General features: G+C 65.9%; 8 protein-coding genes. 1 reads left to right on the top strand and 7 read right to left on the bottom strand.

Annotation, left to right across the window (positions count from 1 at the left end):
• Positions 1 to 110 precede the first annotated feature (110 nt).
• The 7 genes from ACFDR9_RS00285 to rsgA form a co-directional block, all read right to left on the bottom strand.
• Positions 111 to 3,278: an efflux RND transporter permease subunit gene (locus tag ACFDR9_RS00285; protein WP_409029671.1), complete on the bottom strand. Its 3,168-nt coding sequence runs from the start codon at positions 3,276 to 3,278 to the stop codon at positions 111 to 113.
• On the bottom strand, positions 3,275 to 4,861 hold the full coding sequence (locus tag ACFDR9_RS00280) for an efflux RND transporter periplasmic adaptor subunit (protein ID WP_409029670.1): 1,587 nt from the start codon (positions 4,859 to 4,861) through the stop codon (positions 3,275 to 3,277). Before ACFDR9_RS00280 ends, ACFDR9_RS00285 begins: the two co-directional genes overlap by 4 nt.
• Complete coding sequence (locus ACFDR9_RS00275; RefSeq protein WP_409029669.1) at positions 4,858 to 6,201, bottom strand: TolC family protein; 1,344 nt, start codon at positions 6,199 to 6,201, stop codon at positions 4,858 to 4,860. Before ACFDR9_RS00275 ends, ACFDR9_RS00280 begins: the two co-directional genes overlap by 4 nt.
• Before the next feature lie 75 nt (positions 6,202 to 6,276).
• Complete coding sequence (locus tag ACFDR9_RS00270; protein ID WP_409029668.1) at positions 6,277 to 6,684, bottom strand: hypothetical protein; 408 nt, start codon at positions 6,682 to 6,684, stop codon at positions 6,277 to 6,279.
• A 335-nt stretch (positions 6,685 to 7,019) separates the two neighbouring features.
• A complete protein-coding gene (locus ACFDR9_RS00265; protein ID WP_409029667.1) occupies positions 7,020 to 8,819 on the bottom strand; it encodes an amidohydrolase in 1,800 nt (599 codons plus the stop codon).
• Positions 8,820 to 8,912: 93 nt separating this feature from the next.
• Positions 8,913 to 9,590 carry a GNAT family N-acetyltransferase gene (locus ACFDR9_RS00260; RefSeq protein ID WP_409029666.1) on the bottom strand — a complete coding sequence of 226 codons (678 nt, stop codon included), beginning with the start codon at positions 9,588 to 9,590 and terminating at the stop codon, positions 8,913 to 8,915.
• A 246-nt stretch (positions 9,591 to 9,836) separates the two neighbouring features.
• Positions 9,837 to 10,901, bottom strand: a complete 1,065-nt coding sequence (gene rsgA, locus ACFDR9_RS00255) for a ribosome small subunit-dependent GTPase A (protein WP_409029665.1) — start codon at positions 10,899 to 10,901, stop codon at positions 9,837 to 9,839.
• Between the two features lie 558 nt (positions 10,902 to 11,459).
• Between rsgA and ACFDR9_RS00250 the strand changes: the two genes are divergently transcribed.
• Positions 11,460 to 12,836: a chitinase gene (locus ACFDR9_RS00250; RefSeq protein ID WP_409029664.1), complete on the top strand. Its 1,377-nt coding sequence runs from the start codon at positions 11,460 to 11,462 to the stop codon at positions 12,834 to 12,836.
• The last annotated feature ends 271 nt before the right edge of the window (positions 12,837 to 13,107 follow it).

The raw sequence follows: 13,107 nt of genomic DNA, 5'->3' as shown, positions 1-13,107 counted from the left end.
GATAGAAAGCCTGCGGGATACCATCGTACGCCGTCGCATTCGTCACACTGGCTAGTCTACCCAATGTTTGCTGACAATCATCCAACCGCTCCATTACAATTTTGTAATCTTCAATGACTCCCGTCCTTTTGGTCCGGCGCCCGGGCGCTTGGGTGGCGCAGCTGCCGGCGGCGCAGCAGCAAATACACCGCCGGCACCACAAACATCGACAGCAGCGGCGCGGTGATCATGCCGCCGACCATCGGCGCGGCGATGCGCTGCATCACCTCCGAGCCGGTGCCGGACCCGACCATGATCGGCACCAGGCCGGCGATGATGACGGCCACCGTCATCGCCTTCGGCCGCACGCGCATGACCGCGCCCTCGCGGATCGCGTCGAGCAGGTCGGCTTCGCCGGCCCGGCCGATGCCCTGGCGCGCCTCCCACGCCTGCTTCAGGTACAACAACATGATCACGCCGAACTCGGCCGACACCCCCGCCAGCGCGATGAAGCCGACGCCGCTTGCCACCGACAGGTTATGCCCGAGCAGCCACAGCAGCCAGATGCCGCCGGCCAAGGCGAACGGCAACGTCGCCATGATCAGCGCGGCTTCGTCGACGCGCTTGAACGTCAGATACAGCAGCACGAAGATGATGAACAGCGTCGCCGGCACCACGACCTTCAGTTTCGCGCTGGCGCGCTCCAGGTATTCGAACTGCCCCGACCACGACACGGAATAGCCGGGCGGCAGCGCCACCTCCTTGGCGACCACCCGCTGCATATCGTGCACGACCGCGGTGAGGGCGCGGTCGCGGATGTCGACATAGACCCAGCCCGACAGGCGGGCGTTTTCGCTCTTCAGCATCGGCGGGCCGTCGTTGACCCGGATAGTTGCGACGTCGCCGAGGCGGATTTGCGCGCCGCGGTCGGTCAGCACCGGCAGCTGGCGCAGCTTTTCGACCGAGTCGCGCACCTCGCGCGGGTAGCGCACATTGATCGGGAAGCGCTGCAGCCCCTCCACCGTTTCGCCGATGTTGTCGCCGCCGATCGCCGCCGACACGATGCTTTGCACGTCGGCGATGTTCATGCCGTAGCGCGCCGCGGCGTCGCGGTCGATGTCGATGTCGACATAACGTCCGCCGTTCAGGCGCTCGGCCAGCGCGGACGAGACGCCGGGCACGCGCCCGACCGCGCGCTCGATCTCGCCGGTGATGCGGTCGATCTCGCGCAGGCTGGCACCCGCCACCTTCACGCCGACCGGACTCTTGACGCCGGTGGCCAGCATGTCGATCCGGTTGCGGATCGGCGGCACCCATATGTTGGACAGGCCCGGCACCTTGACGATGCGGTCAAGCTCCTCGACCAGCATGGCGGGCGTCATGCCGGCCCGCCACTGCTCGCGCGGCTTGAACTGGATCGTGGTTTCGAACATTTCCAGCGGCGCCGGGTCGGTGGCGCTCTCGGCCCGCCCCGCCTTGCCAAATACGCTCTGCACCTCCGGCACCGTTTTGATCAGGCGGTCGGTCTGCTGCAGCAGCTCGGACACCTTGCCTGCCGACAGGCCCGGCAGCGCCGACGGCATGTACAGCAAGTCGCCCTCGTCGAGCGCCGGCATGAATTCGCCGCCGAGCCGCGACATCGGCCACAGGGTCGCCAGCGCGAGCAGCGCCGCGCCCAGCAGCGTCGCCTTCGGGAACCGCAGCACGATCTCAAGCAAGGGACGGTATAGCTTGATCAAGAGGCGGTTGAGGGGGTTCTTGCGTTCGTCGGGGATGTCGCCACGGACCAGGTAGCCCATCAATACCGGTATCAAGGTCACCGCCAGGCCGGCCGCGGCCGCCATCGCATACGTTTTGGTGAACGCCAGCGGCGCAAACAAGCGCCCCTCCTGGGCCTCCAGCGTGAACACCGGAATGAACGACAGCACGATGATCAGCAGCGAAAAAAACAGCGCCGGGCCGACCTCGGCGGCCGCGTCGCCGATCACGCGCCAGTGCTCGTCCCCCCGCAAGCGCCGTCCCGGGTGCGCGTGGTTCCACGCCTCGATATGCTTGTGGGCGTTCTCGATCATCACCACGGCGGCGTCGACCATGGCGCCGACGGCGATGGCGATGCCGCCGAGCGAGAGGATGTTGGCGTTCACGCCCTGGTAGTACATGGCGATAAAGGCGATCAATATGCCGATCGGCAGCGTGACGATCGCCACCAGCGCGGAACGCAGGTGGAACAGGAAGAGCGCGCAGACCACGGCCACGACGATGAATTCCTCGATCAGCTTGTGTCCCAGGTTGGTGACGGCGCGTTCGATCAGCTTCGAGCGGTCGTACACCGGCACGATCTCGACGCCGGGCGGCAAGCCCGGTTTGAGCTTGTCCAGTTTGGCTTTCACCGCGGCGATGGTGTCCAGCGCGTTTTTGCCCGAGCGCATGATAATCACGCCGCCGGCCACTTCGCCTTCGCCGTCCAGCTCGGCGATGCCGCGCCGCATCTCCGGCCCGATCTGCACGCGCGCCACGTCGCCCAGCCGCACCGAGACGCCGGCGTCGGTCGTCGTCAACGGTATCTGGCGAAAGTCGTCCAGCGACTTCAGGTAACCGGACGCGCGCACCATGTATTCGGCCTCGCCCAGCTCCAGCACCGAACCGCCGCTTTCCTGGTTGGCCCGCCGCACCGCCTCGATCACCTTGCCGTGGCCGATGTTGTAGGCGCGCAGCTTGGCCGGATCGAGCACGATCTGGTACTGCCGTACCATGCCGCCCACGCTGGCCACTTCCGCGACGTTCGCCACCGCCTTCAATTCATACTTGAGGAACCAGTCCTGCAGGGTGCGCAGCTGCGACAGGTCGAGCTTGCCGCTGCGGTCCACCAGCGCGTATTCGTACACCCAGCCGACGCCCGTCGCGTCCGGTCCAAGAGCGGTCTTGGCCTGCGGCGGCAGGCGCGACTGCACCTGGTTCAGGTATTCCAGCACGCGCGAGCGCGCCCAGTACGGGTCGGTACCATCCTCGAACAGGATGTAGACGAACGAGTCGCCGAAGAAGGAATAGCCGCGCACCGTCTTCGCGCCCGGCACCGACAGCATGGTGGTGGTCAGCGGATACGTGACCTGGTTTTCGACGATCTGCGGGGCTTGGCCGGGATAACTGGTGCGGATGATGACTTGCACGTCGGACAGGTCGGGAATCGCGTCGAGCGGCGTGCGCGCCAGCGACCAGATGCCCCAGGCGGTGAGCATGGCCGTCGCCAGTAGCACCAGAAAACGGTTGGCGATCGACCAACGGATCAGTTTGGCCATCATTTTGCGGCCCCCGGCTGACCTGTTTTACCCGCGGCCGGCCGGACGCCGCCCAGTTGACCGTCCTTCCTTCCGGGCGGCGGCGCCGCGGCCGTGGGGGAAATCGACGTCAACTGGTACGCGCCGTCCTTGTTCTGCCGCACCTCGAAGGCGACGCTGTCGCCCACCGCGACGTTGCGCGGCAGGCCGCCCGGCGGCGGCTTGAACGCCATTGTCATCGCCCCCCATTGCAACGACGGGATCGGGCCGTGCGACAGCGTGATGTCGTCTTTACCGATCGCCTCAACCCTGCCCTCGCCGCGATGCGGCGCCGGCGCCGGCTTGCCCGCCCCATCCGGCTCGGGCATGCCGCCCATCCGCGTCGCGGTGCCCTTCAGGCTGGCTTCGGAGTCAATCAGGAATTGGCCGGAAACGACCACGTCCTGCCCCTCTTCCAAACCCTTGCGGATCTCGCTCTGGCCGTTCGCCTCGGCCCCGACCTCGACGTCGGCGGGCAGGAACTTGCCACCGCCTTGCGCCAGCATGACGACGCTGCGCGTGCCGGTCTGGATCACCGCCTCCGACGGCACCAGCAGCACGTCGTTGCGCGCGTCCGGGCTGAGCCTGACGGCGGCGAACATGCCGGGCACCAACCGGCCGCCGGGATTCGCTAGTTCCACGCGCGCCTTCAGCGTGCGCGTCGCGCCGCTCACCTCGGGTAGGATCGCGCCGACCGTGCCCTTGAAAACGAGGTCCGGCAGCGCCGGCGTGCGCGCCTCCACCGCGCTGCCCGGGCGCACCCGCGCGGCCAGGCTCTCCGGCACCTCCGCGTTGACCCAGACGGTGTCCAGTCCGTTGATGCGGAACAGCGTGGCGCCGGCGGCCACGGTCATACCCTCGCGCGCCCCCAGCTCGGTAACGACGCCGCCGATCGGGGCGGTGACGCGCAAGCGCGCATGCGTTTTCCCGCTCGCTTCGACCAGGCGGATTTGCTCGTCCGTCATACCGACCAGGCGCATGCGCTGGCGCGCCGCGTCCAGCAGGCCATCCGCGCCGGCGCCCGTCATCCGCCTGACGGATATATACTCCTCCTGCGCCGCCACCCACTCCGGCACATACAGCTCGGCCAGCGGCTGTCCCTTGCGAACCGGATCGAGCGGCGCCCGCACATACAAGCGCTCGACGAAACCGTTGCCGCGCGCCTGGACCAGCGCCACGTCGCGCTCATTGTAGGCGATGCCTCCGGCCGCGTCGAACGGGGCCGACAGGCTGCCTTTGACGACCCGGGCCGTGCGCACGCCGAGGTTCTGCTGCACCCGGGGACTGATACTCACCCTGCCCTCGTCGCCGGCGTCGCCCGCGTACACCGGCACCAGTTGCATGTCCATGAAAGGCGACTTGCCGGGCTTGTCGAATTTCTGGCCCGGCACCATCGGGTCGTGCCAATACAGCACTTTTTTGCCGGTTGCCGTGTCGGCCCCGGCTGCCGCGGGCGCCGCCGTTCCCATGCCCTGGTTCACGCCGGCCCGGTAAAGGCCATAGCCGGCCGCCGCCGCGGCGACGGCGCCCGCCGCCGCAAGCGCGAGGACAATTTTCTGATGCTTCATCGGACGCTCCCGTTCATCGTCGCCGCCGGACGCGCCCGCAGGCCCTCATCCGGCAAAAGAAAGTTCAATTGCGCCCACAGGCGCGCCATGTCCGCCTCCAGTTGCAGCGCCTGAATCCGCACCTCGACCTCGCCGCGGCGCGCGGCCAGCACGTCGGCCAGTCCGGCCCGCCCGCCGCGGTATGCGGCCAGCGCCGCCGCCGTGCGCTCGCGGGCGAGCGGCAGCGCCTCGCGGCGGTAGCGGCCGATGCGCTCATGCCCGTTGTCCCACTCGTCGATCATGGCCCGTGTTTCGGCGACATGCGCGCGCAACGCTTCCTCGCGTTCGGCCCGGGCCTGCTCCACCGTCGCCAGCCTGGCCGACAGCTCGCGGTCCTGGCGGTTCTTCTGGTCCCACTGTAGCGGGATCGAGACGCCGAAGGAAATCATGTTGGCGTATCCGGGACCGCGCTGCTGGTAAGCCAGTTCGACACTCCAGTCGGCTGTCTTGTTGGCACGGGCCAGTTGCGCCTCCGCCAGCGCGACTTCCTCCCGTTTCGCCAGCACCGCCACCTGGGGGTGATGCGCGAGCTCGGTGTCGAGCGCCGTCCGGTCCAGATGGATGGTGCCGGTGCCAGTCTCGTCGGCCAGCGGCAGGTCCGCCGCCGGGCCGATCCAACGCGCCAGCATGGTGTTGGCGGCGCGCACGCGCCGCTTCGCGTCGCTGGCGCGGTCTTCAATGAGGACCAGGGCGCCGCGGGCGGCCAGCAGGTCGCTCCGGCTGCCCCGTCCGCCGCGGTAGGCGCCTTCGGCGGCCTGAATTTCCAGGGCCGCCTGCGCCCCTTGTTCGGCGATTGCCGTCGCCATGGCCTGCGCGTAATACCGCTCCAGCCAAGCGAGCGCGGTGTCGCGCTCGATGGCTGCGGCGGCAGCGCCTTTCTCGGCAAGCGATTTTTCCGCCTCGCGTTCGAAGCGGCCGGCGCGCAGGCGCCGTTTGTCGGCGCGCGTGATTTCCTGCGTCACGCCGACCCGCCGCATCGTCATGAAGTCGCCGCCAAGGCTGAAGCGGTCCCCGCCGCTGAGCGGCAGGTTGTCGACGCCGAGCTTGAGGACGGGATCGGGAAGCTGCCCGGCCGCGACCGCCATGTCGCGCAAGGCGGACGCGGCATAATCTTGCGCGGCGAGTGCGCGGTTGCGTTCGATGGCCAGTTGCCTGGCTCTAGCAAGGGTGAGCGGCGCCTCGGCGGCCGGGGCGTCATGTGGAAGCGCCAGCGCGCCAATCAATGTGGCGAAGGTGGCCCGGCCGACAAGCCGGCAAAAGGTTGGACGCGCCGTATCGGGCGCGAAAATAGAAGATGGCATGGAAGCTCCAGACGGCGTTGAACAACATCGACTGCGCGGGACGCGCAACGATGGCGGACTAGGCGATCTGGAGGCTTAAATGCGGAAACAGCAGTTGCGGATGGACAGCGGCGGCGCGGTGGCGCGCTGCAACAGCGGCGCGGGTGACTGGACGGCGTGCGGACGGTAGGCGGTATCGAGGAAAATCAACGCCTGCATCAACTCGACGGCGACGAAGGGCTGCACCTGCGGCAGCTCGGGCTTGTCTAGGGATTGGTTGCCGGTTTGGCTGTGGGCGTGGCACAAACTCGGCTGCTGCATATCCATGCCGGTACAAGCGGACATGTTTCGCATCCCTGAACCCGACGATTGGGCCAGCGCTCCGTTATTTTGCCCAGTCCGCAGGTTCGGGCAGGCGTACGACGCCACGGCAAGCTGCATGAACAGCATGCTGAATAGCGCAATCAGCGCGGCAACATATCGGAATTGTCGGGAGGATTTCATCGGGAGGTTTTTTTTCTCAATCTATAGTAGCAAGCGAGACGGCCCACTGTCAAATTTAGCAGGTGAGACGAAACACCGGCAACACACGGACCCCCTTGGGTCAAATATCGGTGTCGCTTGGACAAGCCAACAATATGCAAGGCCGCGACGCCAAGGCCACGTACCTGATGTCGTCGCGCGTCGCTATGTCCAGCAAGTCCCTAAAATTGGTAAGACAGGGTTGCCCGCGGAGGTGATCCGAAACCCATTGCTTTGCCTCCCACGGCCAGCCAGGCGGGCAGACGGGAGCCCCGACCGCCACGCACTCCTATGAACGCAACGGCCACCGCCGAACGCTACAGGCCAGGCCAGCCCTTGTCCCGATACACGATCTTTCCGCCCACCATGGTTTGCAACACCTTGATATTGGCAATGTCCTCGGCCGGAATGGTGAAGAAATTGCGGTCCAACACGATCATATCGGCCAGCTTGCCCACCTCCAGCGAACCGGTCTGGCGTTCCTGGCGCAGCGTGTAGGACGAGTTCATCGTGATCGCGCGCAGCACGGCGGCGCGCGGCATGCCGGGATGCGGGCCGAGCTGGCCGGCGAACTCGGCGCCGGCGTCGGGCGCGGCCGTGCGGGTCACGCCGACCTTGAGGGCGAACCATTCGTCGAGCGCGTCGACCGGCCAGTCGCTGCCGTAGACGACGCGGGCGCCGGCCGCCAGCAGCAGCGACTGCGGCTCCACGACGTCATAGCGAAGCGGCCCCAGATAAGGCTTCAGCGCCGCCACCATGTCGGGCGCCGGCTTGCCCCACTGGAAAGACAGCACGGCGCTGGTGTCGAGTGCGGCGAAGCGGGCGAAGTCGGCCGGATCGACCAGTTCGGCGTGCGCCAGCGCCGGCCGCAGCGCCCTGCCCTGTGGCGTGGCGCGCAGCGCGGCGAGCGCATCGAGCGCGTCGCGCACGGCGCCGTCGCCATCGGCGTGGATGTGCGGGTCGATACCGGCCTTGGCCAGTTCGCGCAGCACGCCTTGCAGCCGCGTCGGCGGGAAGTAGCTGTCCGGCCCCTTGCTGGCGCCCGGCACCCAGTGCGGCTGTTGCGGCGTGCCCTGGTCTATATAGTAGGGCGCGAGCAAGGTGCCGGTCTGGGCTGGCGCGGCGATAACGCCGTCCATGAACAGCTTGGCGTGGCGCACCTGCAGCGATGGCGCCACCCGGGTCGCGCCCTGGTCGAATTGGCGCGACTGTTTGAGCAGCCCGGCCACCGCCCTGCCCGGCGCCGTGCCGTCCTCGGGGGCGATCAACACGGCAAAGTGGCCGCGTGCGGTCAACTCGCCGCGCCGTTGCAGTTGGCTGAAGGCGGTCATGGTTTCCGGATCGGTATAGGCGTCGAGGAAACTGCTTACGCCCTGCTGGCGCAGCGCGGCCAGCGCGGCACGGGAAGCGGCCAGGTTCTCGGCCGGCGTCAGCGGCGGCACCAGTTTCATCACCAGCTCCTGGGCGGCGTCTTCCAGCAGACCGCTGGCTTCGCCACGGGCGTCGCGGGTAATTTTGCCGGCCACCGGATCGACCGTGCCGCGCTGAATGCCGGCCAGTTGCAGCGCGCGGCTGTTGACCAGCGTGGAGTGGCCGAACGAGGAACGGACCATGACGGGGCGCGCGGTCTTGAGCGCGTCCAGCGTGGCGACGCCGGTAGCTACACCCTCCGGCTGCATGCCTTGTTGGAACCAGTTGACCACCACCAGCCAGTGCTTGGCGCCACCTTGCTTGTCGGCGTCCAGGCAAGATTGAATACGCGCTTGGAACTGCGGCACGGTCAGCGAGGCGTAATTCAGGTTGCAGTTAAGCAGACGGGCGCCGCCCGATTGCGGATGCAAATGGCCGTCGACCAGCCCCGGCATCAGCATGCGCCCGCCCAGATCGACGACATGGGTGCGTTTGCCGGTGTGGTGCGCGGCGCCGGCGTCGTCGCCGACATAAACGATGCGTCCGGCGCGCACCGCCAGCGCCTGGTGCACGCTGTCGCGCGCATCGACCGTGTAGACATAACCGTTGCGGTAGACCGTGTCGGCCTGCGGCGCAGCGGCGGCAGCGGCGGCCAGTAGTAGCGAACAGCCGACGCCAGCGCCCCTTTGCTTCCAGTTCATTTTCATCAACTATCCTTTTTGTGCCGGCCGGCGATCTTCGCACGAAAATGATCGCAAAGCGATGAATCCAAGAATCAGGGCGGCGATGCCCGCCGCTCGTCAGCGCCGTGAAATTTCCCTGGCCGTGGAGTCGCGATAGTCGCGAAAACCCATGCGCTGGTAGAGACTGTGAATTGCGGCGTTGTCGCGCATGACGCGCAGAAAAGGCATCTCCTCGTCCTGCATCGCGCGCCGGATCAAGCCAAGGACGAGGCGGCGGGCCAAGCCCTTGCCGCGGAAGTCGGGATGGGTGCAAACGCCGGTGATTTCCTGCCAGCCGCCGGCGCTGGCGCGCGCGCCGGCCATCGCCACCAATTGCTCGCCGCAAAACATGCCGACATAGCGGCCCAGCTCCACGGTCCGGGCCGCAAACGGTCCCGGGCGGGTCAGCGCGGCCAGCTCGAGCGCGGCGGCGCCATGACTGGCTTCGAGCAGCACCGGCTCGGGCTCCCCGTCGGCCGCGGGCATGTCTCCCTTCCATAGCATCCTGACCAGAGTGGCTTCGGACTCGATGCGCCAACCGGCGGGGGCGTCGCCGGCCCAGCCGTCGCAATACACATGCTCGTCCGGGAGGACGAAGGGAGCCAACGCGTCGAAATTCGGACGCTGCAGATCGGCAAACGCGATAAAAGGCGTGAATCCCGCCACATACCGGCGCGCCTCGGGCGTGCCGACGCTATATTGCGCATGCGGCCCGCACAGCGTATGCCAGACGATGTTGTCAAAAATAGTCAGCATAGCGCGGCGAGCCGGCTGGTGGCAGGGCGCATGAGTGGCCTGTCTTTCTCGAATATGATGATGGCGATCATAACCCGCCTTGCTCCAAGCTAGATTCATACACCTATCGACCTTGGCCTTCCGCACCATCTTCTGGGCAAAAATACAACGCCGGGCGGCGCTCCGGCGTATAACGATACCCCTTCAGGCCGGACCCGCATTTGTGCCCGGCCTTGGGACGCGTCCATCCATCCGCAAGCGGCGACGCTAGCCCCGATTGTGGCGGTCGCGCTGTTGCACTGACTTCATCAAGACCTTCCACTTGGCGCGTTCGGCGATTCGCTGGAGCGGCGTCTGCTGCCCGCGCCGCGCCTCGCGCAACAGCTTGTGGTAGTTGCGCAGCCGGTCAGCGTCGACCGCGCCGCGCACCGCGCAACCCGGCTCGTCGGCGTGGCCGCAGTCACGGAACTGGCAGCCCGCCGCCAGCGCGTCGATATCCTCGAACGTGGCCGCCAGCGCGCGCTCGTCGGCGTCCGGGCGCCAGGAGCGCAGCCCCGGCGTGTCGATGATGCAGGCGCCGCCCTCGCACTGGTGTAGCGAGCGCGAGGTCGTCGTGTGCCGGCCGCGGCCGTCGCCGCGGCGCACCCCGCCGGTTTGCTGGCCGCCGCCGCAGAGCGTATTCGTCAGCGTTGACTTGCCGGCGCCGGAAGTTCCCAGCAGCATCAACGTCTGCCCGGGCGTGAGCCACGGCGCCAATACCGCCGCCGTGTCGGGCGCCAACGCGTTCACCGCACACACCGGCACGCTGGCGGGCAGGCGTTGCTGCAATTGCGCCATGCGTTGCGCAACTTCGCTGCCGATGTCGGCCTTCGTCAGCACCACCACCGCCGCCACGCCGGCCGCCTGTACCAGCGCGATATAGCGCTCCATCCGGCGCAGGTTGAAGTCGTGGTCGAGGCCCATGACCAGCAAGGCGGTGTCGATATTGCTGGCGAGCGATTGGCGCCGGCTGTCATTGGTACGGCGCGCAATGTGGCTCACCGGCGCCAGCCGCGCGACGATCCAGTATTCGCCGTTCGGGTGCGCCTCCACCTGCACCCAGTCGCCGACGACCAAGGCGACGTCTTGCAGCAGCAGAGCTTGCAGCACGCGCGGCAAGGCGCGCACGCGGTACTCCTCCCTGCCGTCGTGCACCGTCAGCCAGTCGCGCTGCACTTCGGTGATGCGCGCCAAGCGGGCGCCCGGCGGCGCTTGTTCAAGGGTGTAGAGCTGGTTGGCGATAGTTTGGTTGAGGCCGATATTGCGGAGTAATTCGAAATCGATGTCGATCATGATAATAGTGAAGTCCCTGATTCGTAAGGCTTGCGGCGAGCGCACGCAAAGCCGCCACGCACAGCGTGGAGGCACGAAGAAACGGAAGTCGGCGCGCAATCAGGCGCGTCTCAACACACTCGGCTCAGATCAAAGGTGACAACGGGAGCGAAAGGCGGAGAAGCGCGATCAGGCAGCCGACAGGACGACAATCTCATTGGTTCGCATGACGTGTCTCCTGTGGAAGTTGAATGGAATACCAAGTCTGGCACCCAGTTGCCTGAATGTCAAGCGTGAAGCGCCAAGCGACGCAACAACCCCGGGGCCGGTCTTGAAATGCCGGTTTCCATGCCGTCGCCCTAGCCCTCTGCGCTGATACCACCTGCTTAGCGAAGGAAATTGGTATTGCCACGTTTGGCTTGCGCGCACTGGGAGACTTTAGCCGCTTGACAGAAATTGGTGCTTGTTGTGATTTGTTTTTTGAAACCAGTTGACTACCAGATGGAATGCTCGCATTCTCGAAAAAACAAGTTTTCCTGTGCTTTTCGACGTAGCAAAACCAATAACAAGGAGACGTAATTGAACAAGACAATCATCAACAGCTTGGTAGTCGGTGTGTTCGGCGGCACGCTCGCGGCCTGCGGTGGCGGCGAAGGGACAAGCGAAAGTGGCACAAAGACCTACGCGAGCAGCACTGTGGTCGCGGCTGCGGTGGATTGCTATGCTACATGGAGCAGCAGCGCAGTCTATGTGAGCGGAGCTAAGGCCAGCTATAACAGCGTCAACTACAATGCGAATTATTGGACCCAGGGTAACAATCCTTCGACCAGCAATGGCGGTGCGGGTAGCGGCCAGCCTTGGAGCAGCGCGGGCAGTTGCGGCGCAACGCCTACTCCCACGCCCACTCCTACCCCAACGCCGACTCCTACCCCAACACCGACTCCTACCCCAACACCGACTCCTACCCCAACTCCAACTCCAACTCCAACTCCTACGCCTACGCCAACCCCCGGCCTGGCAAAACACGCGTTGATCGGCTATTGGCACAACTTTACCAATCCAAGCGGCGCGACCTATCCGATTGCCCAGATCAGCGATGACTGGGATGTCATCATGGTGTCGTTCGCGGACAATGCCGGCGGCGGCAACGTCAGTCTGACGCTCGATCCGGGGGCCGGCAGCGAGGCGCAGTTCATCGCCGATATCAAGGCCAAACAGGCGAAGGGCAAGAAAATTGTACTGTCACTCGGTGGCCAGAACGGAACCGTGTCCGTCGGCTCGACCGCCGAAGCGACCAATTTCACTAACAGCCTGTACGCCATCATGACCAAATACGGCTTTGACGGCATCGACATCGACCTGGAAAACGGCGTCGCCCAAGGTGCCGCCATTCAGACCTACCTGCCGATCGCGGTCAAGAACCTCAAAGCCAAGGTTGGTTCGACTTTTTACCTGTCGATGGCCCCGGAATGGGTGTATGTCGAAGGCGGCTACACGAGCTATGGCAGCATCTGGGGCGCGTATATTCCCATTATTAACGCGCTGCGCAACGAATTGACCGTGCTGCATCCACAGTACTACAACAATGGCGACATCTACACGCCCTACTCGGTCAATGCCATCAAGGCGGGCTCGGCGGATCAACTGGTGGCGACCGCAAGAATGTTGATCGAAGGCTTCCAGTACGGTAACAACACGTTCACCGGTTTGCGGCCGGACCAGGTCGGCTTTGGCGTGCCGTCGGGACGCAGCTCGGCCAACTCGGGCTTCACCACCTCCGCCGACGTGAGCAATGCGCTCAATTGCCTGACGCGCCTGCTCAACTGCGGCACCATCCGGCCGGCGGCGGCCTACCCGGACTTCCGCGGCGTCATGACCTGGTCGATCAACTGGGACAAGCACGACGGCCACAACTTCTCGGCACCGACCAAGGCGGTGCTCCGAACGCTGCCATAAGGGCGCCAGCGAAAACTATCAGCCAGGTGGCGGCGCACATGCGAACCGCTTTCGGCCCCACCTATAGCCTGACGAGTTCCATGGCGCTCGGCGCGCCTGGCAACGTTGATTGAACCGGTCATCAATGTCTTACCGCGCCCCCCGCCATGAGAAGGCGGGGGGCGTGCTGCGGCGCCTGCCCGGCCACGCTGAGAAAATAGTGCGGCCGACGCGCTGCCGTCGCCCCCCCTCCCGCTGATATAATTAGCGTATTCCGTTCTGGGCTACACCG

This window comes from Janthinobacterium sp. CG_23.3 (genome assembly GCF_046115965.1).
Taxonomy (GTDB): domain Bacteria; phylum Pseudomonadota; class Gammaproteobacteria; order Burkholderiales; family Burkholderiaceae_D; genus Janthinobacterium.
The sequence above is the reverse complement of the archived record's forward strand: the minus strand, read 5'-3'. Positions and strand labels throughout refer to the sequence as shown.